The sequence below is a fragment of the Gemmobacter sp. LW-1 genome, assembly GCF_001303875.1.
Taxonomy (GTDB): domain Bacteria; phylum Pseudomonadota; class Alphaproteobacteria; order Rhodobacterales; family Rhodobacteraceae; genus Gemmobacter; species Gemmobacter caeni.
In genome coordinates, this window is record NZ_LJSC01000053.1 from 43,735 (window position 1) to 68,072 (window position 24,338).

Annotated in this window: 25 protein-coding genes; 9 read left to right on the top strand and 16 right to left on the bottom strand. The window is 65.8% G+C overall.

The annotated features are described in order from the left end of the window. Positions 1 to 37: 37 nt before the first annotated feature. From AO684_RS16130 to AO684_RS16145, 4 genes are all read right to left on the bottom strand, one after another. Positions 38 to 589 carry a sarcosine oxidase subunit gamma gene (locus tag AO684_RS16130; RefSeq protein ID WP_054303763.1) on the bottom strand — a complete coding sequence of 184 codons (552 nt, stop codon included), beginning with the start codon at positions 587 to 589 and terminating at the stop codon, positions 38 to 40. Further along, positions 582 to 3,560 (bottom strand): sarcosine oxidase subunit alpha family protein, encoded by a 2,979-nt coding sequence (locus tag AO684_RS16135; RefSeq protein WP_054303764.1) that lies wholly within the window; start codon positions 3,558 to 3,560, stop codon positions 582 to 584. The genes AO684_RS16130 and AO684_RS16135 overlap by 8 nt, the downstream gene beginning before the upstream one ends. Next, positions 3,557 to 3,880: a sarcosine oxidase subunit delta gene (locus AO684_RS16140; protein ID WP_054303765.1), complete on the bottom strand. Its 324-nt coding sequence runs from the start codon at positions 3,878 to 3,880 to the stop codon at positions 3,557 to 3,559. Before AO684_RS16140 ends, AO684_RS16135 begins: the two co-directional genes overlap by 4 nt. A gap of 79 nt (positions 3,881 to 3,959) precedes the next feature. Then, positions 3,960 to 5,207, bottom strand: coding sequence for a sarcosine oxidase subunit beta family protein (locus AO684_RS16145; protein WP_054303766.1), 1,248 nt, complete (start codon positions 5,205 to 5,207; stop codon positions 3,960 to 3,962). A 205-nt stretch (positions 5,208 to 5,412) separates the two neighbouring features. Here AO684_RS16145 and ccmI point away from each other — a divergent pair, with 205 nt between their 5' ends. From ccmI to AO684_RS16160, 3 genes are read left to right on the top strand one after another with little or no spacing between them, the layout of a single operon-like run. Then, a complete protein-coding gene (ccmI, locus tag AO684_RS16150; RefSeq protein WP_054303767.1) occupies positions 5,413 to 6,657 on the top strand; it encodes a c-type cytochrome biogenesis protein CcmI in 1,245 nt (414 codons plus the stop codon). Beyond that, complete coding sequence (ruvX, locus tag AO684_RS16155; RefSeq protein ID WP_054303768.1) at positions 6,654 to 7,142, top strand: Holliday junction resolvase RuvX; 489 nt, start codon at positions 6,654 to 6,656, stop codon at positions 7,140 to 7,142. The genes ccmI and ruvX overlap by 4 nt, the downstream gene beginning before the upstream one ends. Beyond that, complete coding sequence (locus AO684_RS16160) at positions 7,132 to 7,362, top strand: DUF1289 domain-containing protein (protein ID WP_054303769.1); 231 nt, start codon at positions 7,132 to 7,134, stop codon at positions 7,360 to 7,362. Before ruvX ends, AO684_RS16160 begins: the two co-directional genes overlap by 11 nt. A 76-nt stretch (positions 7,363 to 7,438) precedes the next feature. On the opposite strand, the gene AO684_RS16165 is transcribed toward AO684_RS16160, so the two are convergent. After that, the gene (locus tag AO684_RS16165; protein ID WP_054303770.1) at positions 7,439 to 8,185 is read right to left on the bottom strand and encodes a phytanoyl-CoA dioxygenase family protein; all 747 of its coding nucleotides are present in this window, start codon (positions 8,183 to 8,185) and stop codon (positions 7,439 to 7,441) included. Next, the gene (locus AO684_RS16170) at positions 8,179 to 8,997 is read right to left on the bottom strand and encodes a sulfite exporter TauE/SafE family protein (RefSeq protein WP_054303771.1); all 819 of its coding nucleotides are present in this window, start codon (positions 8,995 to 8,997) and stop codon (positions 8,179 to 8,181) included. The genes AO684_RS16165 and AO684_RS16170 overlap by 7 nt, the downstream gene beginning before the upstream one ends. A 122-nt stretch (positions 8,998 to 9,119) precedes the next feature. On the opposite strand from AO684_RS16170, the gene AO684_RS16175 reads away from it, so the two are divergent. Further along, positions 9,120 to 10,325, top strand: coding sequence for a multidrug effflux MFS transporter (locus tag AO684_RS16175; RefSeq protein ID WP_054303772.1), 1,206 nt, complete (start codon positions 9,120 to 9,122; stop codon positions 10,323 to 10,325). On the opposite strand, the gene dusA is transcribed toward AO684_RS16175, so the two are convergent. Next, on the bottom strand, positions 10,310 to 11,320 hold the full coding sequence (gene dusA, locus AO684_RS16180; protein WP_054303773.1) for a tRNA dihydrouridine(20/20a) synthase DusA: 1,011 nt from the start codon (positions 11,318 to 11,320) through the stop codon (positions 10,310 to 10,312). The genes AO684_RS16175 and dusA overlap by 16 nt on opposite strands. A gap of 170 nt (positions 11,321 to 11,490) precedes the next feature. Between dusA and AO684_RS16185 the strand changes: the two genes are divergently transcribed. Continuing rightward, positions 11,491 to 12,177, top strand: coding sequence for an MOSC domain-containing protein (locus AO684_RS16185; RefSeq protein ID WP_054303774.1), 687 nt, complete (start codon positions 11,491 to 11,493; stop codon positions 12,175 to 12,177). Further along, entirely contained in the window at positions 12,174 to 13,022 is an 849-nt protein-coding gene (gene pdxY, locus AO684_RS16190) for a pyridoxal kinase (RefSeq protein WP_054303775.1), read from the top strand. The genes AO684_RS16185 and pdxY overlap by 4 nt, the downstream gene beginning before the upstream one ends. 8 nt (positions 13,023 to 13,030) lie before the next feature. Here the strand turns inward: pdxY and AO684_RS16195 are convergent, their stop codons facing one another. Beyond that, entirely contained in the window at positions 13,031 to 13,639 is a 609-nt protein-coding gene (locus AO684_RS16195; RefSeq protein WP_054303776.1) for a response regulator transcription factor, read from the bottom strand. Next, entirely contained in the window at positions 13,636 to 15,642 is a 2,007-nt protein-coding gene (locus tag AO684_RS16200) for a PAS domain S-box protein (RefSeq protein WP_054303777.1), read from the bottom strand. The genes AO684_RS16195 and AO684_RS16200 overlap by 4 nt, the downstream gene beginning before the upstream one ends. Before the next feature lie 133 nt (positions 15,643 to 15,775). On the opposite strand from AO684_RS16200, the gene AO684_RS16205 reads away from it, so the two are divergent. The 3 genes from AO684_RS16205 to AO684_RS16215 all read left to right on the top strand — a co-directional run bounded on the left by AO684_RS16205 (position 15,776) and on the right by AO684_RS16215 (position 18,847). Further along, a complete protein-coding gene (locus tag AO684_RS16205; protein ID WP_054303778.1) occupies positions 15,776 to 16,780 on the top strand; it encodes a TRAP transporter substrate-binding protein in 1,005 nt (334 codons plus the stop codon). A gap of 112 nt (positions 16,781 to 16,892) precedes the next feature. Then, positions 16,893 to 17,525, top strand: a complete 633-nt coding sequence (locus AO684_RS16210) for a TRAP transporter small permease (protein ID WP_054303779.1) — start codon at positions 16,893 to 16,895, stop codon at positions 17,523 to 17,525. After that, the gene (locus tag AO684_RS16215; protein WP_054303780.1) at positions 17,522 to 18,847 is read left to right on the top strand and encodes a TRAP transporter large permease; all 1,326 of its coding nucleotides are present in this window, start codon (positions 17,522 to 17,524) and stop codon (positions 18,845 to 18,847) included. The genes AO684_RS16210 and AO684_RS16215 overlap by 4 nt, the downstream gene beginning before the upstream one ends. A 119-nt stretch (positions 18,848 to 18,966) precedes the next feature. Here AO684_RS16215 and AO684_RS16220 read toward each other — a convergent pair whose 3' ends face one another. From AO684_RS16220 to ribB, 7 genes are all read right to left on the bottom strand, one after another. Further along, the gene (locus AO684_RS16220; protein ID WP_054303781.1) at positions 18,967 to 19,797 is read right to left on the bottom strand and encodes a YdiY family protein; all 831 of its coding nucleotides are present in this window, start codon (positions 19,795 to 19,797) and stop codon (positions 18,967 to 18,969) included. 210 nt (positions 19,798 to 20,007) lie between these two features. Beyond that, positions 20,008 to 20,889 carry a LysR family transcriptional regulator gene (locus tag AO684_RS16225; RefSeq protein ID WP_054303782.1) on the bottom strand — a complete coding sequence of 294 codons (882 nt, stop codon included), beginning with the start codon at positions 20,887 to 20,889 and terminating at the stop codon, positions 20,008 to 20,010. Between the two features lie 170 nt (positions 20,890 to 21,059). Beyond that, entirely contained in the window at positions 21,060 to 21,386 is a 327-nt protein-coding gene (locus AO684_RS16230) for a hypothetical protein (RefSeq protein ID WP_054303783.1), read from the bottom strand. A gap of 118 nt (positions 21,387 to 21,504) precedes the next feature. After that, complete coding sequence (locus tag AO684_RS16235; RefSeq protein ID WP_054303784.1) at positions 21,505 to 21,918, bottom strand: META domain-containing protein; 414 nt, start codon at positions 21,916 to 21,918, stop codon at positions 21,505 to 21,507. 52 nt (positions 21,919 to 21,970) lie between these two features. Continuing rightward, the gene (gene nusB, locus AO684_RS16240) at positions 21,971 to 22,444 is read right to left on the bottom strand and encodes a transcription antitermination factor NusB (protein WP_054303785.1); all 474 of its coding nucleotides are present in this window, start codon (positions 22,442 to 22,444) and stop codon (positions 21,971 to 21,973) included. Beyond that, positions 22,441 to 22,959 carry a 6,7-dimethyl-8-ribityllumazine synthase gene (locus tag AO684_RS16245; RefSeq protein WP_054303786.1) on the bottom strand — a complete coding sequence of 173 codons (519 nt, stop codon included), beginning with the start codon at positions 22,957 to 22,959 and terminating at the stop codon, positions 22,441 to 22,443. The genes nusB and AO684_RS16245 overlap by 4 nt, the downstream gene beginning before the upstream one ends. 3 nt (positions 22,960 to 22,962) lie before the next feature. Further along, positions 22,963 to 24,066, bottom strand: coding sequence for a 3,4-dihydroxy-2-butanone-4-phosphate synthase (ribB, locus tag AO684_RS16250; protein WP_054303787.1), 1,104 nt, complete (start codon positions 24,064 to 24,066; stop codon positions 22,963 to 22,965). Between the last annotated feature and the right edge of the window lie 272 nt (positions 24,067 to 24,338).

Genomic DNA, 24,338 nt, shown 5'->3' on the forward strand with positions numbered 1-24,338 from the left:
TGAATGCCCCGGATCTGTCAACTGCAAAGTGAGCGAGTCAGAACAGCTCTGCGCCCTTGGTGGCGGAATGCGACAGAAGACCCATCACATAGCCCGCGACCGAGCGGAAGCAGACGAGGCTGTAGCCCGTCTCATCCGCCCAGAAGGCACCCGCCACCTGCGCCAAGCGGGTCCGGCGCAACTCGCCCGGCGCCAGCGTCGCGTGATCAACCGGCGCGAGCTTCATCAGCACCTCGGCCGCCTGCGTGCCTTCAATCCGGAACACCGCGCGCGCGTCCGACACATCCACAGCCAGATGATGCTGTCCGGCCAGCTTTTCTGCCAGCGTGGCCAGCGCGGCTTTCACCTCGGTATAGGGGACGATCAGCAGATATTCGTCAGGGCTCATCCAGCCTGCGGCCTTGTCACCCGCCACCTCGATCCGGCGCTGCGCGGGAAGCGCGGTGCCGGTGACGGCGGTCACCGCCGCCGCCAGACCCGGTACATCAGGCTTGGCGCGCAGGGTGATCATGCCCAGCGGGCCGATTTCCCGGACAGAGGCGAAGCCGTCGAAGCGGGCACCGCCCAGGGCGCTTGCAACCTTAGACATTCTGCTTTTCCCCTTCCTTGTCGTAGAACACCGGGTCCACGATCTTCACCTGCATGGTCGAACCGTCGAGCTTCGTCATCTCGATGGTCTCGCCGAGCCGCGTCAGGCCCCCTTTCACCAGACCCATGGCAATGCCCTTGCCCAGCGTCGGCGAGAAATAGGTGGAGGTCACGCGGCCCTGCGTATTGCGCTGGCCATTGGCGTTGAAGCCTGGCGCCGGCGCGTAAGAGCCATCGGGGATGACCGATCCGTCCAGCGTTTCCAGACCCACCAGCTTCCAGCGGTCGGGATTGGCCAGATAGGGCCGTTCCTGCCCGCGCTTGCCCAGATAATCGGCCTTCTTCTTCGAAATCGCCCAGCCGAGGTTCAGGTCTTGCGGGATCACCGTGCCATCGGTTTCGTCGCCGATCATGATGAAGCCCTTTTCGGCGCGCAGGACGTGCAGCCCCTCGGTGCCGTAAGGCATCATGCCGAACTCGCCCCCCGCGGCCAGCAGCGCATCCCAGAAGGCGCGGCCTTCGCTGGCCGGCACCGCGATCTCATAGGACAACTCGCCCGAGAACGAGATGCGATAGACCCGCGCGTTGAAGCCGCCCAGCGTGCCGTCGGCCCATTGCATGAAGGGCAAGGTCTCTTTCGAGACATCCATGCCGCCCAGCTTCTCCAGCACCTTGCGGGCGTTGGGTCCAACCACGGCGATCTGGGCATATTGCTCGGTGACATTGGCGGTATAGACCTGCCAATCCCACCATTCGCATTGCAGCCAGTCCTCCATCCAGGCGTGGATGCGATCCGACCCGCCCGAGGTGGTGTGGCAAAGCCAGGTATCCTCGTCGATGCGCGCAACCACGCCGTCATCGGACAGGAAGCCCTGTTCGTTGCACATCAGGCCATAGCGGCATTTGCCCACCGGCAGGTTCGACATGACATTGGTATACAGCATGTCGAGGAACTTGCCTGCATCCGGCCCCTTGACGATGATCTTGCCAAGGGTCGAGGCATCCAGAAGGCCCACATTGGTGCGGGTGTTCTTCACCTCGCGGTGCACCGCCTGTTCATGGGTTTCGCCCGCGCGCGGATAGCAATAGGGGCGCTGCCACAGGCCGACGGGTTCCATATAGGCGTTCTGGGACAGGTGCCAGGCGTGGATCGGCGTCGTGCGCAGCGGCTGGAAGATCTCGCCCCGCGCCTCGCCCGCCAACGCGCCGATGGTCACGGGCGTATAGGGCGGGCGGAAGGTCGTGGTGCCAACCTGCGGCACCGGGGCCGACAGGCTGTCAGCCAGAACCGCCAGGCCATTGATATTGCTGAGCTTACCCTGATCGGTTGCCATGCCCAGCGTGGTGTAACGCTTGGTATGTTCGACCGAGGTATAGCCCTCGCGCGCGGCCAGTTGCACGTCGCTGACCTTGACGTCGTTCTGGTAATCCAGCCACATCTTCATGCGCAGATCGACCGGCGCACCCTGCGGCATGATCCAGACCGGCTCCATCGCCGCTTCCTGCGGGGCGGTGGCCACGGGGGCCATACCGCCACCAGCGGCGTCAGTGGCGTCCAGCAGCACATCGGCGGCTGACAGCGCCCCCGAGGCCGCACCAGCGGTCACCACCAGCGCAGCACCATCATGGTTCAGCGGCGGTCGGGCCTTGTCGGGGGCGAATTGCGCCTGCGCCTCGTCCCAGCGCAGCTTGCCGCCGCAATGGCTCCACAGGTGGACGACCGGCGACCACCCCCCCGACATGGCGACGGCATCACAGGCAATCTCTTCCAGAACCGAGCCTTGGCCGACCTGCGCGCAGATGGCGACGCCGGTGACGCGCTTGCCGCCCTTCACCTTGGCGATGGCCTTGCCCGCCTCGACCCGGATGCCCATGGCGCGGGCCTTCGCGGGCAGTACACCCGTCACGCTGGCACGGGCGTCCAGCACCACCGGCACCTCCAGCCCCGCCTCTTTCAGCGCGATGGCGGTGCGATAGGCGTCATCATTGTTGGTCACGATCACAGTGCGGTCGCCGGGCGCGACGGCCCAGTTGATCAGGTAATCGCGCACCGCCGCCGCAAGCATGACGCCCGGAATGTCATTGCCCGCGAAGGACAGCGGCCGTTCAATGGCGCCCGTCGCCGCGATGATCTGCCCGGCGCGCAGACGCCACAGACGATGACGCGGGCGCCCGTCGCCCGGCGTGTGATCAGCGACCTTCTCGTCGCAAAGCACATAGCCGTGGTCATAAGACCCCGCCGCCATGCAACGGCTTCGGAGCGTCACATTCTCCATGCTTTCAAGGGCCTGAACGGCGTTCTTCACCCAGACCTCTGCGGGCTGGCCCTCGATCTCGATACCATCGACCGGCGCGCGGCCACCCCAATGGGCGGTCTGTTCCACCAGCCAGACACGCTTGCCAGCTTTCGCGGCGGTCAGCGCCGCCTGAAGACCGGCAATCCCGCCGCCCACCACGAGGATGTCGCAGAAGGCATAGGCCTGTTCGTAACGGTCGGCATCACGGTCCTTCGGCACCTGACCCAGACCCGCCGACTGACGGACCACGGGTTCAAAGATGTGCTTCCACGCGAAACGCGGATGGATGAAGGTCTTGTAATAGAACCCGGCGGGCAGGAAGCGGCTGGCATAGTTGTTCACCACACCGACGTCGAATTCCAGGCTCGGCCAGTGGTTCTGCGAGGTGCAGGTCAGACCGTCGAACAGTTCGGTCGTGGTGGTGCGCTGGTTCGGCTCGAACCGGCCGCCCTGCCCCATGTTGACCAGCGCGTTCGGCTCCTCCGCGCCCGAGGCCACGATGCCGCGCGGGCGGTGGTATTTGAACGACCGGCCAACCAGCATCTGATCATTGGCCAGCAGCGCCGCGGCCAGCGTGTCGCCGCCAAAGCCCTTCAGGCGCTTGCCGTTGAAGGTGAATTCGCAAGGCGCCGTCCGGTCGATCAGACGGCCGCCCTTCGCAAGACGGGTGCTCATTTGGTGCCCTTCCAGTCCGGCCGCTTGGCCTTGATCTTCTCGACGATTTCGGCGGGCGGCTCGGTGGTCTGGGCGGAATAGGTACCGAAGACCTCCAGCGTCGCGGTGCAGCGCGCCGCGAGGAACCACTTGCCGCAGCCATAGGCATGGCGCCAGCGTTCAAAATGCACGCCCTTCGGGTTCTTGCGGGCGAACATGTAGGCTTCGAATTCCTCGCCGGTCGAACCGGGGCCGAAGCGTTTCAGATGCGCCTCGCCACCGGGCGAGAGTTCGGTTTCCTCGGCCTTCACGCCGCAATAGGGGCATTCAAGGATCAGCATGTGCGGGCCTCGTGTTTGCAGGAACCCCGGGGGCGCTGCCCCCGGACCCCCGGGATATTTTCAGACAGAAAATGACACATCAGTGCGCCACCCCGGCCGCCACCGACTCGTCGATGAACTGGCCTTCGCGGAAGCGCCACATGTTGAACTCGGCCGCGAGCGGGCCGGGTTCGCCCTTGGCCATCAGCTCGGCCATGGCCCAGCCGGAGCCGGGGATCGCCTTGAAGCCGCCGGTGCCCCAGCCGCAGTTGATGAAGCAGTTGCCGAGCGGGGTTTTCGAGATGATGGGCGAGCGGTCGCCGGTCATGTCTACGATACCGCCCCATTGCCGCAGCATCTTGAGCCGCGAAATCATCGGGAAGGTTTCGACCAGCGCGCGGAGTGTTTCCTCGATATGGTGGAAGCTGCCGCGCTGGGTGAAGTTGTTGAACCCGTCCGTGCCGCCGCCGATGACCATCTCGCCCTTGTCGGATTGCGACATGTAGCCGTGGACGGTGTTGGCCATGACCACCACATCCATGCAGGGCTTGATCGGTTCCGACACCAGCGCCTGAAGCGCGAGGCTTTCGACCGGCAGGCGGAAGCCCGCCATATCGGCCACCTGCCCCGAATGCCCGGCGACGACGATGCCGAGTTTCCGGGTGCCGATGAAGCCCTTGGTGGTTTCAACGCCCGTCACCTGCCCGTTTTCGGACCGGACGCCCGTGACCTCGCATTGCTGGATGATATCCATGCCCATGGCCGAACAGGCGCGGGCATAGCCCCAGGCCACGGCATCGTGCCGCGCCGTGCCGCCACGCGCCTGATAGAGCGCGCCGAGAACCGGGTAGCGCGGGCCGTCGATATTGATGATCGGCACCAGCTCCTTCACTTTTTCCGGTCCGATCCATTCGGTCTTGACGCCTTGCAGGTTGTTGGCGTGCACCGTGCGCAGGTAGCCGCGCACCTCATGATGGGTCTGCGCCAGCATCAAGAGGCCGCGCGGGCTGAACATCACGTTGTAGTTCAGATCCTGGCTCAGATCTTCGTAAAGGCTCAGCGCCTTGTTGTAGATCGCCGCCGACGGGTCCTGGAGATAGTTCGACCGGATGATGGTCGTATTCCGCCCGGTGTTGCCACCGCCCAGCCAGCCCTTTTCCAGAATCGCCACATTGGTGATCCCGTAGTTCTTGCCAAGATAATAGGCGGTGGCGAGGCCATGCCCCCCCGCGCCGATGATGATGGCGTCATAGGCGGGTTTGGGCGCGGGCGAGCGCCAGGCTTTTTCCCATCCCTGGTGATAGCGCAAAGCCTCGCGGGCGATGGCAAAGACCGAATAGCGTTTCATGGGTTGTCAAACTCCCGTCCCGGGTATGGTGCAGTCATGCCCTGACGGCGGAAAATATCCGCCTGCCGAAGCGGCACAATGGGGAAAATTGCGACATCATGTCGACCCCCTGTCGCCGGGCTGGCGGCATTTCGGGCTTTTGCCGCGCGGGACGAGGCACTACATGGGTTGGGAAGGCGCCACAGGGGCGCGGGAGAGGCGTCGCATGTGGACTTTCTGGCTGATGGCGGGGGCTTTGGCGCTGGGCAGCGGCATCGCCTTGCTGATGGGCTTCCGGCGCGGTGCGGGCGCGGCGGCGGAGGTTCCGGCCTCGGCGCTGGATGTGCAGCTGTATCGCGACCAGCTGGCGGGGATCGAACGCGACGCCGCGCGCGGGACAATCGCGGCAGAAGAGGCCGGGCGTCTGCGCACCGAAATCTCGCGTCGCCTGCTGGAGGCTGACCGGCAGAGCCGCGCCGCCGGAACCACCCGCCTTGCCGAAGGGCCGCGTCTGGGCTTGCCGGTGGTTGTGCTGGCACTGGCCGGGGCCGGTGCGCTTTACTGGAGCCTGGGCGCGCCGGGCTATCCCGACATGCCGATGGCCGCGCGGCTGGCCATGTCGGAAAAGCTGCGGGAGAACCGCCCGTCGCAGGCCGTGGCCGAGGCAGATGCGCCCGCGCCGGTGCTGCCGCAGGGCGCGGATGCCGAATATCTGTCGCTGATGGAAAAGCTGCGCAGCACCGTGGCCGAACGGCCCGACGACATTCGGGGCCAGCGCCTGCTGGCGGAAAACGAGGCCCGGCTGGGCGATTACCGCGCGGCCTATGCCGCGCAACGCGAGGTGATCCGGCTGGCGGGGGATGCCGCCACCGCCGAGGATTATGCGCTGCTGGGGGAAATGCTGGTTTATGCGGCGGGGGGCTATGTCTCGCCCGAAGCCGAGGCCGCGCTGACCGAGGCGCTGCGCCGCGATCCGAAGAATACGGCGGCGCTGTATCTTTCCGGCCTGATGTTCGCGCAGGTCGACCGGGCGGACCGCACCTTTGCCCTGTGGCGCAGCGCGCTCGAGTCCGCCGCGCCGGATTCGCCCTGGGTGAAACCGCTTCAGGAACAGATCGGTGACATGGCCGCGCGCGCCGGTGTCCGGTATCAGCCGCCCGGCGCCGCTGCTGGCCCGATGGCGGGCATGATGCCTGGCCCTGGCGCCGGGGATGTCGCCGCAGCGGCCGAGATGTCGGCCGAGGACCGGCAGACGATGATCGAAGGCATGGTCGAGCGGCTGAACGAACGGCTGGCGACCGAGGGTGGCAGCGCCGACGAATGGGCGCGCCTGATCGGGGCGCTGGGGGTGTTGGGCCAGACCGACCGCGCCCGCGCGATCTGGACCGAGGCGCAGGGTCGCTTTGCCAGCATGCCCGAAGATCTGGCGAAGGTGCGCGCCGCCGCCGTGCAGGCCGGGGTGGCGGAATGAGCTTCGAGGACGCGGCCGATTTCACCGCCACCCTGCCCCGCATGGGGGCGCTGGCGGGGCTTGATCTGGGCACCAAGACCATCGGTGTGGCTTTTTCCGACGTGATGCGCGGCGTGGCGACGCCAGACCGCACGATCCGGCGCGAGAAATTCACGCTGGATGCCGAGGCGCTTCTGAAGCTGCTGGCAACGCGGCAGACGGTCGGCATTGTGATCGGCCTGCCGCGCAACATGGATGGCAGCGAAGGTCCGCGCGCGCAATCGACCCGCGCCTTCATCCGCAATCTGGAAAAGCTGACGCCGCTTCCGGTGCTGTTCTGGGATGAACGCCTGTCCACCGTGGCCGCCGAACGCGCGCTGCTGGAGGCGGATACGTCGCGCAAGCGTCGCTCCGAGGTGATCGACCATGTGGCGGCCGGGTTTATCCTGCAAGGGGCGCTGGACCGGCTGGCGCATCTGCGGCGGGAGGCCGAACGTGACGGATGAGATCTGGAAACGGGCCGAAGTCGACAGCCCCTGCGTCAAGATCTGCGTGATCCACCCGGAAGCGCGGCTTTGCGTCGGATGTTATCGCAGCATTGACGAGATCGGCGCCTGGTCACGGATGACACCCGAGGCACGACGCGCCGTGATGGCAGACCTGCCCGCGCGGGCGCCCCGGCTGGTCAGGCGGCGCGGCGGGCGCGCCGGGCGACTGGAAGGCTGACCCAGCAACTGACCCGGCCCTTGGCGGCATCGAGCCGCCGCGTGCCGACTGCCGTGGAAGGCGCCAGCGTTGCGTATCACTCTGGCATGAGCCAGCTTGCGACATCCGGCATGAGCGGCCGGAAATAGGCGATGATCCGGCCTTCCGGCGGGGCCTTGGCACCCGCCGCCCAGGGGGCGACTCCATGCAGCAGGTGCCGGTGCATCAACACCGCCTGACCGGGCCGGGACGGCACGGCGACCCGGCGGCAGGTTTCAAAACACTGCCTGCGCGCAGCGACATAGGCATCGGTGATATCCACCTCGGCCCATCGCGCGGGCGGATGCGGCGCCAGCGCTGCGGCCAGCGCGGCTTGCAGGATGCGGTGGCTGCCCTCCCACACCACCAGCGGCGCGGCCTCGGGGTCGGTTTCGTTCAGGGCCATGCCCAGAATCCAGTGATGCGGCTCGGCGATGCGGCGGCGTTTCGCGGCATCGGCCAGAAGCCCGTCCAGATGCGCGGCATCACGGTCGCGGCGGAAGGCGAAGGCGGCGGGCGTTTCCGCCTCGGACGGCTGCGGATAGCCGGGGCGCATGACGGAAAGCTGCGCCGGATGCAGCGGCTCGGGCGCAAGGCCCACCGCCTGCCACGGGAAACCGGCGCCCCCCATGGCGCCATCCGGTCCGTTCGGCAAGGCATCGACGCCGACAAACCATGTGCCGCCACAGCGCCATGGCTCGGCACTGTCACGCAGCACGGCTTCGGCCACCGGACGGGCCGCTGCCGCCCAGTTGGCGATTGCCGGATCGGTCCCGATCCGGTGCCAGCCGCGCGCGCCTACCACCCCGCGGCCTTGCGCAGCATGTTCACCGCGACCACGAGGATGAACAGGGCGAAGGCACGCTTCAGCGGTTTGGCATCCATCGCATGGGCGATGCGCACCCCGATGGGCGTGGTGATCAGCGTCATCGCCACGATCACGGCAAAAGCGGGGAAGTTGATCGCGCCCAGGGTGCCGGGCGGCGCCTGATCGACATGCAGCGTCAGGAAGCCGATGGCCGAGGGGACCGAGATGATCAGCCCGAAACCCGCTGCTGTGGCGACCGCGCGATGGATCGGCAGGTTGTAAAGCGTCATCATCGGGACCCCGAAGGTGCCGCCGCCAATCCCCATCAGCACCGAGAAGAACCCAAGCCCGCCCCCCAGCACCGGCCGCAGGCCGCCGCGCGGCATTTCCGGCCCCAGCCGCCAGTCGGCGCGCCCGAATGCCATATAAAGTCCGGCAATCAGGCCAAGACAGCCGAAGATCGCCTGAAGCGTGACGGATTTCAGGCGGCTCGCCAGCAGGAAGCCCGCCACCGACCCGACCGCGATGTAGATTGCCCAGCCCTTCAGGATTTCCCAGTCCACTGCACCCTTGCGGTTATGGGCCAGCACCGAACGAACCGAAGTGACGATGATCGTGGCCAGCGAGGTCGCCAGACAGACCTGCATCAACTGCGGCCCGCCATAGCCCAGATGCGAGAAGGCGTAATAGAAGGCGGGCACCAGAACGATCCCCCCGCCGACCCCCAGAAGGCCCGCGATGATCCCGGCGAAACCGCCGATCACGACAAGCAGCGCCAGCATCGGCAACAGGGTATAGATGTCGGGCATGATGCACCTTCCGCCTTGGATCGGCCCGACGCTAGCCGCAAGGCGCGGAAGGTTCCAGAGGTGCATTGTGCAGCGGCGCAGAAAAGGTTAGAGAGGGAGTCACTTTTTCTAACGGTTTTCCCATGTCCGCGTCATCCTTCCTGCGCCCGGCACTCGTGCTCGGGCTTTTGTCCGCCGTTGGCCCCTTCGCCATCGACATGTATCTGCCTGCCATGCCCGAGATCGGGCAAAGCCTGAATGCCAGCGTGCCCGCCATGCAGGCCACGATCACCAGCTATTTCCTCGCCTTCGGCGTGGCGCAGCTGATCTATGGCCCCTGGGCGGATCAGGCCGGACGCAAGCTGCCCCTTTATGCGGGGCTGGCGATCTTTCTGATCGGCTCGGTCCTGTGCACGCTGGCCCCCTCGACCGAGGCGCTGATTGCCGGGCGCTTCGTGCAGGGTCTTGGCGGTGCGGCGGTGATGGTGGTGCCACGCGCGGTGATCCGCGACATGACGACGGGGCACGAGGCGACACGGCTGATGGCGGCCATCATGCTGGTGATTTCCGTCTCGCCCTTCCTTGCACCGCTGGCAGGAGCCGGTCTGATGATGCTGGCGGGCTGGCGCGCGATCTTCGGCGTTCTGGTGGTGGCCACGCTGATCAGCCTCGCGATGACGCGCTTCCTGCTGGCCGAGACCCTGCCGCCCTCTGCGCGACAGCCCGTCTCGGTTTCGGCCATGCTGCGCGGCACCCGGCATCTGCTGACACATCGCGGCTTCATGGCGCTGACCTTCCTGGGCGGCTTTGGCATGGCGAGCTTCTTCGTCTTCATCGCCTCAGCCTCATTCGTCTATGCCGAGGCGTTCGGCCTGACACCCACGCAATTCTCGCTGGCTTTCGCGCTGAATGCGGTGGGGTTCTTCGGCGCCTCGCAGATGGCCGCCCGGCTGGGCATGCGCTTTGGCGCGCAGGCGGTCATGGTGCGGGCGACCACAGGTTTTGCCGTGTTCACCATCGGGCTGTTCCTGCTGGCGCTGGCCGGGATTTCCGGCCTCTGGCTGACCATCGGCGGGCTGTTCCTTGCCAATGCCTGCCTCGGGCTGGTGATCCCCACCGCCATGGTGGTGGCGCTGGAGGAACACGGGCCGATTGCCGGTCTGGCCTCGTCGCTGGGGGGGACAATGCAGATGCTGGCCGGGGGCGCGATGATCGCGGTTTCCGCGCCGTTCTTCGATGGCACGGTGCTGCCTATGCTGGCGGCCATCGCGCTTTGCGGCGCGCTCGCCTTCGTGCTGGCACTGGTGGTGGCGCGGCTGCCCGCACCCGAGGCTCAGCCCTCGGCCTGAACAGCCATCGCGCGCTGCACCTCGGCCAGGGCCGCGTCCAGCAGGTCAAGCCCCGCACCGGGGCGCGAGGCCCCTTCCGACAGCACGCGGCGCCAGCCGCGTGCGCCGGGCAGGCCGGTGAACAGGCCAAGCATATGCCGCGTCACCTGATGCAGCCGCCCGCCCGCCGCAAGATGCGCCGCGATATAGGGCTTCATCGCCGCGACCACCGCCGCACGGTCCGGCGCATGATCTTCGCCCCACAGCGCATCCGCTCCGATCAGCGCGTTTCCCGGATCGTGATAGGCGGCACGCCCGATCATCACCCCGTCCAGCCCCTCGGCCAGCAGCGCACCCGCCTGTTCCAGCGTGGCAATGCCGCCGTTGATGCAGATGGTCAGTTCCGGGAACCGCCGCTTCATCGCCAACACCAGCGGGTAATCGAGCGGCGGGATCTCGCGGTTTTCCTTGGGGCTGAGGCCCTGAAGCCAGGCCTTGCGGGCATGGACCACAAAATGCGTGACCCCTGCCCCGGCGACGGTTTCGATGAAGCGCGGCAGGATCTCCTCCGGGTTCTGGTCATCGACACCGATCCGGCATTTCACCGTCACCGGCACATCGCTTTCCGCCGCCATGGCGCGCATGCAATCCGCCACCAGCGCCGGGCGCTCCATCAGCACCGCACCGAAACAGCCCGATTGCACCCGATCCGACGGACAGCCACAGTTCAGGTTGATCTCGTCATAGCCCCAGCCCTGCGCAATGGCGGTGGCCCGTGCAAGTTCGCCCGGATCGGACCCGCCGAGTTGCAGGGCGACAGGATGTTCCTCGGCGCTGAAATCCAGGAGCCGTGCCTTCGGCCCGTGCAGGATCGCCGGCGCGGTGACCATCTCGGTGTAAAGCATCGCCCGCCGCGTCATCAGCCGGTGGAAAAACCGGCAATGCCGGTCCGTCCAGTCCATCATAGGCGCCACGGAAAGTTTGTGCGAGGGATACATCGGTGCGGGTTCTGTCATAGGCAGGGCGCCCGTCCGGCGAAGGCAGGGGCCGGTTCAGGCTGGATTACAAGGGCGTCGCTATACACACCTGCGACGACGGGGCCAAGCCATCCGGGCGATTTTGGCATTTTCCGTGCTGCATCGCACGCGGATCGGTGATCTAGAAGATGTAAACTACAGGACAGCCGATGCCGAATCCTTCCGTCACACTCCTGACCGGCCGCGCCGCCCCCCTAACGGGACGGGATATCCTCAGCGGCATCGTCAAGACGCCTGTCGACCGGCCCCTGTCGCTTGGCCCCGGCGGGCTTGACGGTGACGAGCAGGCCGACCTGCGCGTGCATGGCGGGGTGGAAAAGGCCGTGCATCACTATCCGCTGGATCACTATGCCCTGTGGCGGGCCGAACTGGGCGACCTGCCCCCGTTGCGCGCGCCGGGCGGCTTTGGCGAGAATATCTCCGCCGCCGGACTGACCGAGGCGGATGTCGCGGTGGGCGATGTGTTCCGGCTGGGCAGCGCCATCCTGCAGGTGTCGCAGGGGCGCCAGCCCCGCTGGAAGCTGAGCCACCGTTTCGCCGTGCCCGACATGGCGCGGCGCGTGCAGCAAAGCGGGCGCACCGGCTGGTATTACCGTGTGCTTCAATCCGGCACGGTGGCCCCCGGCGACCCGTTGGAACGGATCGAACGTCCCGCTCCGGAGTGGAGCCTGCACCGGCTCTGGCATGCGCTCTATGTCGACCGGCTGAACCAAGCCGAGCTGGAGGGTATCGCCACCCTTGACCTGCTGGCCGAGGGCTGGCGCAAATATGCGGTCCGGCGGCTGGAAAGCGGCCGTGTCGAGGACTGGAGTAACAGGCTGGACGGCCCCGCATGACCCCGCCCCCTTTCGTGATCGCCATTCAAAGCCAGGTCGTCTTCGGCCATGTCGGCAACTCCGCCGCGCTGTTTCCAATGCAGGCGGCGGGGCTGGAGGTGGCGGCCATCCCCACCGTGGTGTTTTCCAACACCCCGAATTACCCCACGCTGCGCGGTCGCGCCCTGCCGCCGGAGTTCTTTTCAGACCTTCTGCAAGGCGCGCGCGAACGCGGGCTGGCGGAGCGGGCGGACATTCTGCTGACCGGCTATATCGGCTCGCTGGATGTGGCGCTGATGGTGGCCGATTTCGTGGCCGAGGCGAAAACGCTGAATCCGCGGCTGACCTATTTGTGCGACCCGGTGATGGGCGATGCGGGGCCGGGCCTTTATGTGCCCGAGGCAATTGCCGATGTGATGCGCAACCGCCTGTTGCCGCTGGCCGATCTGGCGACGCCCAACCCGTTTGAACTGGGCTGGCTGACCGGAGGGACAACCCGCACGCTGGCGGATCTGCAAACCGCGCGTGACAGGCTGACGCTTGCCCCGGCGGCGCGACTGATCGTGACCGGCTGCGCGCTGGAGGATACGCCAGAAGGTCATATCGAAAGCGTCATCCTTGGCCCCGGAGGCACAAGCCGCCACCCGACACCGCATCTGCCGATTGCCCTGCCCGGCACTGGCGATCTGTTCGCCGGGCTGGTGGTCGCGGGTCTGGGCCGAGGGCTGACGCTGCCCCGCGCGGTGGAAACCGCGCAGGTGCTGACGGCACGCGCGCTGGCCCATGCGCAGGCGCTTGGCGCGGGCGAGGTGGTGCTGACCGAACCGGAGTTCCGTCGCGCGCTGCTGACACTGGGAAGCCCCTGACCGGCGTCTCAGCCCTCGCGCCCGTCGGCCCCCAGCAGCGCCGCGAGTTCGATGGCATTGCGCACCCCCATCTTGGCCAGAACCCGGCCGCGATGCACCTCGACCGTGCGCATGGCGATGCCAAGCTGGTCGGCGATCTGTTTGTTCAGCGCCCCGGTCAGCATGGCGCGCAGCACCTCGTCCTCGCGACCCGACAGGGTGGCGCGGCGGGCGGCCAGATCGCGCCGCGCCGCCGCCTCGGCCTCTGCCACCTGATGGGCGGCGATGGCGCGCAGGGCCAGATCGACGATCTGGTTGTCATTGAACGGCTTTTCCACGAAATCGAAGGCTCCGGCCTTCAGCGTGCGCACTGCCACCGGCACATCGGCATGTCCGGTCAGAAAGATCACCGGCACCGGATTACCCATGGCGCGCAGCCGTTCAAACACCTCCGGGCCGGAAAGCTCGCCCATGCGCACGTCAAGGATGACGCAGGCGCAATCCTCCAGCGGCTGCGCGGCCAGAAATTCCTCACCCGAGGCCCAGCCCCGCGCCGCCACCCCGCGCGAGGCCAGAAGAAAGGCCAGCGCGTCGCGGATCGCCTCTTCATCATCGACGATATGGATCATCCCGCTCATTCCGCTGCCCTTTCCTGTTCCCCGGCCACCGGCAGGCTGACCCGGAATACCGTGCCGCCCGAGGCCGCCGCGCGATGGGTCAGCTGCCCGCGGTGCAATTCGATGATCGAACGGCAGATCTTCAGCCCCATGCCCATCCCCTGTGCCTTGGTGGTGGCGAAGGCGTCGAACAGCCGCCCCGCCACCTCGGGCGCGATTCCCGCGCCATGGTCCTCGACCTCGATCACCGCCTGTCCCTCGTCCTGCACCAGCCGCACCGTCAGCGTATCGCCGGACCGCGTGTCGCCCATCGCCTCCATCCCGTTGCGGATCAGGTTGATCAGCACCTGTTCCAGCAGAATCCGGTCTGCTGCGACGGAGGGAACGGCGGAAATCCCGGTCACCAGCCGGACACGGTGTTCGCGTGCATCCGCCGCCAGAAAGCCCACGGTTTCCTCGATCACCTCATCCAGCGCGATCTGCGAAAACTGCGGCTCGCGCTTCTTCACCAGATCCTGAATGCGGCGGATGATCAGCCCGGCCCGGCCCGCCTGCTGCGCCAGTTTCTCGGTCGCGCCGCGCAACATGGCCGGATCGGCGCGGCCGCTGTCCAGCAGGTTCAGGATGCCCGCCGCGTATGAGGCGATGGCCGACAGCGGCTGGTTCAGCTCATGCGCAAGGGTCGAGGCCATCTCGCCCAGCGTCACCAGCCGCCCGGTGCGCGCCATGGTTTCATCCTGTGCACGGGCCAGACGGGCGGCGCGTTTGGCTTCGGTGATGTCGATGACCGATCCCATCCAGCCGCGATGCGCGCCCTTCGCGTCGATCAGCGGCGCCTCGTAGACCTGCACGTCGATTTCCTGCCCGTCGCGGCGGCGAAAGCGCGTCTCGAAGCTCTGGCTGATTGCACCGCCCGCCGCCAGTGCGCGATGGCGGGCCTGCGTCTCGTCCAGCCGGGCCGGGTCCCAGTAGGGCATCGGCGGGTGATGCCCGACAAGCTCGCCGGCCTGCCAGCCGACCAGATTGCAGAAGGCGGAATTGACGTAAAGGATGCGGCCCTGATGGTCCTTGGCGCGCAGGCCCACGGTCAGGCTTTCCTCCATCGAGCGGCGAAAGGCCGTTTCACCGCGCAGCCGCAATTCGGCGCTGCGCCGCCGCTCGGCCGTGCGGAACAGCACCAGAAGCGCAAGGATGGCAAAAGCGGCCAGCCCCGCGATGGCCCCGATCATCAGGGCCGACCGGAAGCCCGCGGGCGCGTCATAAGCGGTGATGCGCAGCAATGTGCCCCGGATCGGCGGGTCAAAACTGATGGCATGCGAAGGGTTTGCCGGGTCCGGCTCCAGCCGCTGCCGTTCGGCCAGCACCCGGTCATCCCCGGCAAGGATGCGCACGCCATATTGTTCGGCGATCCACCACGGCACATGGCGGTCCAGCATCACCGGCAGGGCCACGGTCGCGCTGACATAACCGCTCTGCCCCGGCAGCGGCAGCGCCAGGGTCACGCGCCCGTCGGCGCCGACCGCGCCGTAGACCGGACGCGTCGCCTGTGCGCCGGTGCGCCGCAACAGCGCCACCAGATCGGCGTCACTGGCAGCCCCCGCGCCGGGCAGCGCGCGGGCCGGGCGGCCATTGGCATCATACCAGACGATCGACAGGAGTTCGGGATTGTTGGCGATATGAAGCCGCCCCCGTGCATCCAGCGCCTGCGGTGGCACGCCCCCAGCCGCATCCAGCGCCAGCCGCACCAGCATGTCCTCGTCCACCGACAGCTGGAAGCGCAGGGTCTGTTCCACCCACAGCGCATCGGTGGCCAGCTTCACCCGTGCCTGTTCGGCCTCGCTGCGGCTGACGGCCCAGACCAGCGCGCCCACCGTGGCGACCAGCGCCACGATGGCAACCAGCGGCACCAGCGACAGCAGATCCAGCCGTCGCAGCCGCGGCCGCCCGCCCTCGACCGCCCAGGGGTCGCCCTCTGCCCCCGGCGGAACCGCCGATGCCGCCCGCGCCTCCTTGCCCTGCGCCAGTGCCGTAACCTCCCCCTGCGCCGCATGCCCCTGTTAGCGGGCGAATTGCGGAAACCCACAATAGCGGTGGCGCGTCCCGGCTGGCAAGAAGGTGAGGACCGCCGGGAGGGCGGAGAACACGGAGGAGATTCCCATGCTGACACGTCGCAGCCTCGCCCGCCTTGCGGGTGCCGCCGTCATCGCGCTTTCGACCGCGCTGCCCGCGCTGGCCGAACCCATCGTCATCAAGTTCAGCCACGTCGTCGCCCCCGACACTCCCAAGGGCAAGGGCGCCGAGAAGTTCAAGGAACTGGCCGAGGCCTATACCAACGGTGCGGTGAAGGTCGAAGTTTACCCGAACAGCCAGCTTTACAAGGACAAGGAAGAGCTGGAGGCGCTGCAACTGGGCGCCGTTCAGATGCTCGCCCCGTCGCTGGCGAAATTCGGCCCGCTGGGCGTGCAGCAGTTCGAGCTGTTCGACCTGCCCTTCCTCATGGGCAGTTATGACGATCTGCGCAAGATCACCGATGGCGAGGTCGGCAAGGGCCTGCTGGCCAAGCTGCAGGACAAGGGCATCACCGGCCTTGCCTACTGGGACAACGGTTTCAAGATCATGTCGGCCAACTCGCCGCTGCATGTGCCCGATGATTTCCTCGGCCTGAAAATGCGCATCCAGTCCTCGAAGATCCTTGAGGCCGAAATGCAGGCGCTGGGGGCCGTGCCGCAGGTCATGGCCTTCTCCGAGGTCTATCAGGCGCTGCAAACCGGCGTTGTCGACGGCACCGAGAACCCGCCGTCGAACATGTATACCCAGAAGATGAACGAGGTTCAGAAGCACGCGACGCTGTCGAACCACGGCTATCTGGGCTATGCTGTCATCGTGAACAAGGCTTTCTGGGATGGCCTGCCGGAAGATGTGCGCGCCAATCTCGACAAGGCCATGGCCGAGGCGACCGTCTATGCCAACTCGATCGCCAAGGAAGAGAACGACAAGGCGCTGGAAGCGATGAAAGCCGCCGGAACCACCGAGTTCCACGAGCTGACGGACGAAGAACGCGCCGAATGGGTGGCAGCGCTGAAACCCGTGCATGAGCAGATGGCAGACCGTATCGGCGCCGATCTGATCCAGCAGGTCTATACCGCGCTCGGCACCAACTGATCCGGCCTTCCCCAGAGACCGGGTCCACCACCTGCGGGGGCACCACCGCGTGCCCCCCTTTTCACAGCCGCCGCCCGGACCGGGGCCGCCGCTTACCCCAACGAGGTTCGCCATGATCCTGCGCATCCTCGACCGCTTCGAAGAAATTCTCATATCGCTTCTCATGGCTGCGGCCGTGACGCTGATCTTCGTGGCGGTCGTTCACCGCTTTTCCATCGGCTTTGCCGCCGATCTTGTCGCCTGGGGCCGATCTGCCGATATGGCCTGGCTGCAATCCTTCGGCCGTTCGGCCTTCAAGGCCATCAATTCGATCAAGCTGACCTGGGCCCAGGAAGCCTGTATCTACCTGTTCGTCTGGATGGCCAAGTTCGGCGCCGCCTATGGCGTGCGGCAGGGCATCCATGTCGGCGTCGACATCCTTGTCGAGCGGCTCGAGGGCAATACCCGCAAGCTCATCACCGTCATCGCCATGTCGGGCGGCATCCTGTTCACCGCGATCATCTCGTGGATCGGCACGGATTTCGTCTACCACGTCTATCACGGTGGCCAGACCTCGCCCGATCTCGAAATCAAGATGTGGCTGATCTATCTGGCGGTGCCGCTTGGCTCGGCCCTGATGTGCTTCCGCTTCATACAGGCTTTGTATCTGTATCTGACCACCGGCTACATCGCCCATCACGACCATGGCGCCGTGGACGGGCTTGAGGACGAGGCCGACGATCTGGCCAAGGGAGGCCACGCATGACCGCGCTCATCATCTTCCTCATCCTCGCGCTGCTGCTGGTCACGGGGATGCCGGTCTCCATCGCGCTGGGTCTGACCGTCTTCACCTTCCTGTTCGGCTTTACCGAAATCCCGATGGATTCCATCGCGCTGAAGCTGTTCACCGGGATCGAGAAGTTCGAGATCATGGCGATCCCGTTCTTCATCCTTGCCGGAAACTTCCTCACCCATGGCGGGGTCGCGCGGCGGATGATCCGCTTTGCCACCTCGATGGTCGGGCACTGGTATGGCGGCATGGGTCTGGCCTCGGTTCTGGCCTGCGCGCTGTTTGCCGCCATCTCGGGCTCCTCGCCCGCGACGGTGATGGCGGTGGGTTCCATCCTGATCCCGGCCATGGTGAAACAGGGCTACCCGCCCCAGTTCGGCGTGGGCACCATTGCCACCGCAGGCGGGCTTGGCATCCTGATCCCGCCCTCCATCGTGATGGTGATGTATTCGGTCGCCACCTCGGGCATGGTCGTCACCGGCGCTGACGGGCAACCCGTGCTGTCGGCCTCCATCGGCACGCTGTTCATGGCGGGTGTGGTGCCGGGCCTGATGCTGGCGGCGATGCTGGGCGGCACGACGATCTTCCGCGCCTGGAAGAATGGCTATCCGCGCATGCCCCGCGCCTCGATGCGCGAACGGCTGAACGCCTTCCGCGAAAGCGTCTGGGGCCTCATGCTGATCGTCATCATCATGGGCGGCATCTATGGCGGCATCTTCACGCCGACCGAAGCCGCCGCCGTCAGCGCCGTTTATGCCTTCATCGTGGCGGTCTTTGTCTACAAGGACATCAAGCTGACCGAAGTGCCGAAGGTGCTGCTGTCCTCGGCCGCAATGTCGGCGATGCTGCTTTACATCATCACCAATGCCGTGATGTTCGCCTTCATCCTGACGTCGGAGCAGATCCCGCAGGCGCTGTCGGACTGGATCGTCAGCCTTGGCCTCGGCAAGATCGGCTTCCTTCTGATGGTCAACGTCATGCTCCTGTTCATCGGCATGGTGATGGAGCCTTCGGCCATCGTGCTGATCATGGCGCCGATCCTCTATCCGGTGGCTGTGAAGCTGGGGGTCGATCCGGTGCACTTCGGGATCATGCTGGTGGTGAACATGGAAATCGGCCTCTGCACGCCGCCCGTGGGCCTGAACCTTTACGTTGGTTCTGCCATATCCCGGCTGGGGTTGACCGAGGTGACGCGCGCCACCTTCCCCTGGCTGGTCACGGCGCTGCTGTTCCTGATGATCGTGACCTACATACCCGAGGTCTCGCTCGCCTTCCCCAGAATGCTGGGCATGAACTGACGGAAAGGCCGGGCCCTGCGCCCGGCCTTTTCATTCGGTGCCCTGTCCCGCACGCATGAAAAAGGGGGCAGGTTGCCCTGCCCCTGAAGTTCGATGAAAGATCCGTGGTCGGGATGGGCTCAGAAGCCCATCACCAGCGACACGCCCAGCTTGTTGTCGGTGCGGATCGCACGGCTGTCGTTGTATTCGGTCAGATAGCTGACGCGGGTCGCGAACTTGTCGGTCATCTTGAAGTTCACGCCGAGGTCGTTGTTGATCCGCAGTGCGGTATCCGAATACAGGATGTCCGTATCGTTGGTCGCGAACACGTTCTCGTTGAACTTGTAGAAGAACCGCGACGAGGCGATGTAGCCGGTTTCGGTTTCGCTGTTGTCCAAACCATCCTTCAGATAGCTCACGCCGATACCGGCCTGTACGCGCCAGGTCATGTCCGGGGTGTTGACGACGCGGTAGCCCGGACCGAAGCCGAGGAAGGCATCCGTCTTCACGTCCCCCGCGGTCGCGGCCAGGCCATCGGTTTCCACCCGGCCCAGAACGAAGGCATAGAAGCTGTCGTTGAAGTAGTAGTTCGCATCATAGACCGCGAACACATCTTCCTTGGTCTTCACGCCATCATCATCCGCGAAATCCAGCGCGACGCCGATGTTCTGCACCCAGGGACCCGAGGCATAGCGCATCCGGGCGCCGGCGGTGAATTCCTGGCTTTCATTGTTGCCGGTCTTGCCCGAGTAGCCCAGCGAGGCCGAGCCCGAGAAACCCTGACGGAATTCCGGGTTCGAGAAACGGGCCGCATCTTCGGCGCGCGCCATATCCTCGGCCACGGCCTCGTCGATATCGTCGATACGGTCATTCAGGTCACGCGTACCAGTCAGATCAGTCTGCGCCATGGCCGGAGCCGCGATCATCAGCGCCAGAGCCGAGACTGCAACATTTTTCCAGATCGTGGTCATCTTGATATCCTTTCACTAACAAGAGCGGGTGCATCGCACTTCCGCTGCTCACGAATGGACATCTAATCCTTTGATTTATCTGGACAATATTAAGAAAACTCGGGTCAGCCTCAAGAATTACTCGTCTCCTTCCCCCTTGAAACCTCCGGTCGGCGGCCCCGAGGCCAAATATTCAGCCTCGGGGGGGATTTAGCGACGCTCCGGCGCCGGTCAGAGGTCATCCAGAAGGTCGTTCACCTCTTCATCCAGACGGGCGACCACCGCTTTCAGTGTCGATTCCGCAACATCGGCAAGCTCTGTTTCCAGGTCAGAACGCCAGATCACCCAGGATTCCAGCGTGAAATTCGGCGCGTCCTCCACAAGATGCAGTTGTCCGGCATCCAGGAAGGGCTTCACATAGCGTGCAGGCAGATAGGCCGCAAAGGGGCGCGACCGGATGTAGCTGCCAACCAGCGTGCCCAGGGAAAGCTGGAAATTCGGGATCGGCAGTTCCGGCAGCGCGGTTTCATGGAAGCGCAGGAAATCCGGGCCCCAGTCCGCGAGGATATAATATTTGCTTATGTCCTCAATCTGGCAATCCTCTGTCGGAGCGACCAGAACAAGCTGGTCCTCCAGCAAGGGCTCGCAGCGCAGTCCGGTGCGCGCGATGGGGGTGAAGCTCAGCCCCACATGCATCTCGCCTTCGGCCATCCGGCGCAGGATCGTCTCCCCCCCGCCCAACTCGGCCCGCAGCGTCGCCTCGGGCAAGGCTGTCTTCAGCCCGTCGAGCCAGCGAAACCCCAGCCGCGGCCACAGCGCGGCTTCGGCACCTATGGTCAGGCTGGCGGGTTCCGCTTCCATCGCGCCGACCTGGCGGCGCGCCTGATCCCAGCTTTTCAGGATTGACCAGGCATGGCGGCGGAACTCCCGCCCCGCCGGGGTGGGTTCAACCCCGGTCTTGTGCCGCAGGAACAGCGGGCGGCCAAGCTGGTCTTCCAGCCGCTGCACCCGCAGCGAGACCGCCGATTGCGTTACATGCAGCCGCTCGGCCGCAGAGGCAAAAGCGCCGGTGTCTATCACTTCAAGGAAGGTCCGAAGCAGCTGCATATCCATTGCACATTCTCCACTGGTCCCAGTGGAAAGGAACATGCGGCAGCGCAGGTTCCAAGTGCAGGGGGAATTAATGCAAAGAGGTTTCCAGCCGGTCCCGCTCACTTCGTGACGCGCGGGCCTCCCCGCTGTAACATCCCGTTATCGCGGTCGGTTCCCGCGCGGCAGGATTTTCAGCGGCGCGGAAAACCGGGCTTGGCGGCACGCGCCTCGACCTGCACGGGGATCAGTTCACGGCGCACGACCGGCGCCCTGGTGCCGCCGCGCGGACCTTCGTCATCCTGCGCCTGGCGCATCACGGCAATCGCGAACTGGGCACCTGCGAAAATGACCCCGTTGCTCACGAACAGCATCAGACCCGCCAACCAGCCCATTTCGGTTTCCAGCACCAGATGGCCCAGATTGCCGATGTTGAACCACACGAGCAGCGCCACGAAAACGGCGGCGAGCGCATAGCCGATGGCCACATTGACGATATAGAGCCGGACAAGCTTGGGCATGACGAATCCTCCTGTCCCCCTGACCCTAACACTCCTGTCGCGGGGCACCAGCGCCAAACCGTCGCAGGTGCAGCATTTTATTGCGCGGAACAGGGCGCTGGCGGCAATTTGCCGAAACTCAGGGCGTTTGCGGAAGGAATTCCAGTTTCAGCCCGTCCGGCCCGGTCAGGATCAGCCGCCCGTCCCGCAGGCTCGCGGCATCGACCTCTGCCATCGCACCCAGATAGCGCGACTCGGCTTCCAGCGCCGGGCAGGCCATGCGGGTCGCACCAAACATGCCGAAGCGGAAGGCAGGCAACTGCCCTTCGCGCGCCGCGAACCAGCGGTTGCAGGGCGCCTGCCCCGTGGCGCGGGCGGGGTCGGTCAGATCCAGCGTGGCCCGTTCGGCGAAGGTCTCGCCATTCAGCCGCTCCAGCCGCCAGACACGGGCCAGTTCGGCTTCGGTCGGCAAGGGCTGCGAGGCGGACGGTTCGCCGCCCGGCTGACAGGCGGCGAGAAAAACGAGGGAAAGCGTAGCAAGTGGTTTCAACATCACAGGTCTCCTTTCCCCTTCCGACGCAGGGCGCCGGACGATCCTTGGCGGATCAGGCGGAAAAAGCCTGCGGCTTTTCCTCACGCGCCATATGATCCAGAACCGCGTTGACGAATTTCGGTTCCTTGCCTTCGGGGAAAAACGCCTTCGCCACCTCGACGAATTCGTTGATCACCACCTTGGGCGGCGTATCCATCGCCACAAGTTCGGCCCCCGCCGCGCGGAACAGCGCGCGCAGCACCGGGTCGATGCGGTCAATCGGCCATTTTGCCACCAGCGCCCGGTCGGTCATCTGGTCAATTTTGGCCTGCCAGTTCACGGCCTCGCTGACGATCTTGCGGAAATGGGTCAGATCGCCCTCCGCCATTTCGGTGCCGTCCTCGAAGACTTCACCAAACCGGAAGGCCTCGAATTCGCGCACCACACGCTCGACGGTCTGCGACGAGGTTTCCATCTGGAACAGCGCCTGCACCGCAAAGAAGCGCGCGGCGGAGCGTTTCAGCTTGCCATCGGGTTTGCCGCTCATGCCAGATGCCCCCCTTCGGCGCGGAAACCGATGCCCTTGCGGGCTCCGGCCCAGCGACGGGCATGGGCGATCAGATGCAGCGCGGCAGCGGCGGCCCCGCCCCCCTTGTTCTGTCCGGCCGGATCGGCGCGAACCACGGCCTGTTCGCGGTTTTCCACCGTCAGAATGCCGTTACCGATGCAGGCGCCTTGCAGGCCCAGCAGCGTGATGCCGCGGCTGGAATCGTTGCAGACCGTATCGTAATGCGTGGTCTCACCCCGGATCACACATCCCAGACCGACATAGCCGTCGTAATTCGACAGCCGCTCCGCCAGCGCGATGGCCGAGGGGATTTCCAGCGCGCCGGGCACCTCGATCACTTCGGTTTCCGCACCGCAGGCGGCAGCCACGGCCTGCGCCCCCGCCACCAGATTGTCGGCGATGTCCTTGTAGTAGGGCGCCACGACGATCAGGAGCTTCACCGGCTTGTCGAACTGCGGCAGCGGCAGCGTGTAATGCTGTTCATTGGCGGCCATGGGTCACTCCTTGATCGCGCGGGTGCCGGAGATCGACAGGCCATAGGCATCCAGCCCCACGACCTTGGGCGCCTGATGGTTGGTGACCAGCGTGATTTCGGTCAGCCCCAGCGCGGCGAGGATCTGCGCGCCCAGCCCGTATTGCCGCAGCGTCTGCGGCGAGGCCTCGCCCGCCTCCACCAGTTTCATCGAAGTGTCGCGCAGCAGCACGACCACGCCGCGCCCCTCGGACGCGATGACTTTCATCGCGCCCGACAACTCGCCCGCCGTTTCGACGCCGCCGATCCCCAGCACATCGGCCAGCGGATCCAGCGCATGCATCCGCACCAGCACCGGACCGGGCGCCGCGATATCGCCCTTGGTCAGCACCACATGTTCCGCCCCCTGAGCCACATCCGAGAAGATGCGCATGACCCATTCGCCACCGTGAACCGAGGTCACGCGGCGGACGGACGCCTCTTTCACCAGATTGTCGTGGCGGCGGCGATAGGCGATCAGGTCGGAAATCGTGCCGATCTTCAGGCCGTGACGCTGCGCGAACTGCACCAGATCGGGCAGCCGCGCCATGGTGCCGTCGTCATTCATGATCTCGCAGATCACCCCGGCGGGCTTCAGCCCGGCGAGACGCGACACATCGGTCGCGGCTTCGGTATGACCGGCGCGCACCAGCACGCCGCCATCACGCGCGCGCAAAGGAAAGATATGGCCCGGCGTCGCGATATCCTGCGGACCGGCCTTGTCGTCGATGGCCACCGCAATGGTGCGGGCGCGGTCGGCGGCAGAAATGCCGGTCTCCACCCCTTCGCGCGCCTCAATCGAGACCGTGAAGGCAGTTTCGTGGCGCGAGGAGTTCTTCGAGGCCATCAGCGGCAGGCCAAGCTGGTCGATCCGCGCACTGGAGAGCGTGAGGCAGATCAGCCCGCGCCCGTGCGTCGCCATGAAATTCACCGCAGCCGCGTCACACATCTCGGCCGGGATCACCAGATCGCCTTCATTTTCGCGGTCCTCATGGTCCACGAGAATGAACATGCGGCCCTGACGGGCATCTTCGATGATCTCCTCGGTCGAGGAAATGGCGTCGGAAAAGTCGGTCTTGTGTCCGGTCATGGCACGTCTCCGGGAAGGTGTTCCCCTGCCATTACCGCAGCGCCCCGGCGATTGCCAGAGTGCACAGTCACGGGGCACAGAGTCAAAGACCCTGCGTCAAAGACCCTGCGCGAAGATGCGCGCGGCCGGAAGGTAATAGCCCAGCCGTCCGGCCACCACCCATTCCGGTTCGAACGGCGCATCGCCCACCAGCACCACGCCCTCGGCCGGATGGCCGGCATGGGCAGCCCGCAGCGCCGCGCGGATTTCGCCAAAGCGGCCCCAGGGCCGCG

What these genes read in the sequence shown, in the direction of transcription:
- AO684_RS16130 (WP_054303763.1), bottom strand. Translation starts at nt 589, where the DNA reads ATGTCTAAGGTTGCAAGCGCCCTGGGCGGTGCCCGCTTCGACGGCTTC.
- AO684_RS16135 (WP_054303764.1), bottom strand. Translation starts at nt 3,560, where the DNA reads ATGAGCACCCGTCTTGCGAAGGGCGGCCGTCTGATCGACCGGACGGCG.
- AO684_RS16140 (WP_054303765.1), bottom strand. Translation starts at nt 3,880, where the DNA reads ATGCTGATCCTTGAATGCCCCTATTGCGGCGTGAAGGCCGAGGAAACC.
- AO684_RS16145 (WP_054303766.1), bottom strand. Translation starts at nt 5,207, where the DNA reads ATGAAACGCTATTCGGTCTTTGCCATCGCCCGCGAGGCTTTGCGCTAT.
- ccmI (WP_054303767.1), top strand. Translation starts at nt 5,413, where the DNA reads ATGTGGACTTTCTGGCTGATGGCGGGGGCTTTGGCGCTGGGCAGCGGC.
- ruvX (WP_054303768.1), top strand. Translation starts at nt 6,654, where the DNA reads ATGAGCTTCGAGGACGCGGCCGATTTCACCGCCACCCTGCCCCGCATG.
- AO684_RS16170 (WP_054303771.1), bottom strand. Translation starts at nt 8,997, where the DNA reads ATGCCCGACATCTATACCCTGTTGCCGATGCTGGCGCTGCTTGTCGTG.
- AO684_RS16175 (WP_054303772.1), top strand. Translation starts at nt 9,120, where the DNA reads ATGTCCGCGTCATCCTTCCTGCGCCCGGCACTCGTGCTCGGGCTTTTG.
- dusA (WP_054303773.1), bottom strand. Translation starts at nt 11,320, where the DNA reads ATGACAGAACCCGCACCGATGTATCCCTCGCACAAACTTTCCGTGGCG.
- AO684_RS16185 (WP_054303774.1), top strand. Translation starts at nt 11,491, where the DNA reads ATGCCGAATCCTTCCGTCACACTCCTGACCGGCCGCGCCGCCCCCCTA.
- pdxY (WP_054303775.1), top strand. Translation starts at nt 12,174, where the DNA reads ATGACCCCGCCCCCTTTCGTGATCGCCATTCAAAGCCAGGTCGTCTTC.
- AO684_RS16195 (WP_054303776.1), bottom strand. Translation starts at nt 13,639, where the DNA reads ATGAGCGGGATGATCCATATCGTCGATGATGAAGAGGCGATCCGCGAC.
- AO684_RS16205 (WP_054303778.1), top strand. Translation starts at nt 15,776, where the DNA reads ATGCTGACACGTCGCAGCCTCGCCCGCCTTGCGGGTGCCGCCGTCATC.
- AO684_RS16210 (WP_054303779.1), top strand. Translation starts at nt 16,893, where the DNA reads ATGATCCTGCGCATCCTCGACCGCTTCGAAGAAATTCTCATATCGCTT.
- AO684_RS16215 (WP_054303780.1), top strand. Translation starts at nt 17,522, where the DNA reads ATGACCGCGCTCATCATCTTCCTCATCCTCGCGCTGCTGCTGGTCACG.
- AO684_RS16220 (WP_054303781.1), bottom strand. Translation starts at nt 19,797, where the DNA reads ATGACCACGATCTGGAAAAATGTTGCAGTCTCGGCTCTGGCGCTGATG.
- AO684_RS16225 (WP_054303782.1), bottom strand. Translation starts at nt 20,889, where the DNA reads ATGGATATGCAGCTGCTTCGGACCTTCCTTGAAGTGATAGACACCGGC.
- AO684_RS16230 (WP_054303783.1), bottom strand. Translation starts at nt 21,386, where the DNA reads ATGCCCAAGCTTGTCCGGCTCTATATCGTCAATGTGGCCATCGGCTAT.
- AO684_RS16235 (WP_054303784.1), bottom strand. Translation starts at nt 21,918, where the DNA reads ATGTTGAAACCACTTGCTACGCTTTCCCTCGTTTTTCTCGCCGCCTGT.
- nusB (WP_054303785.1), bottom strand. Translation starts at nt 22,444, where the DNA reads ATGAGCGGCAAACCCGATGGCAAGCTGAAACGCTCCGCCGCGCGCTTC.
- AO684_RS16245 (WP_054303786.1), bottom strand. Translation starts at nt 22,959, where the DNA reads ATGGCCGCCAATGAACAGCATTACACGCTGCCGCTGCCGCAGTTCGAC.
- ribB (WP_054303787.1), bottom strand. Translation starts at nt 24,066, where the DNA reads ATGACCGGACACAAGACCGACTTTTCCGACGCCATTTCCTCGACCGAG.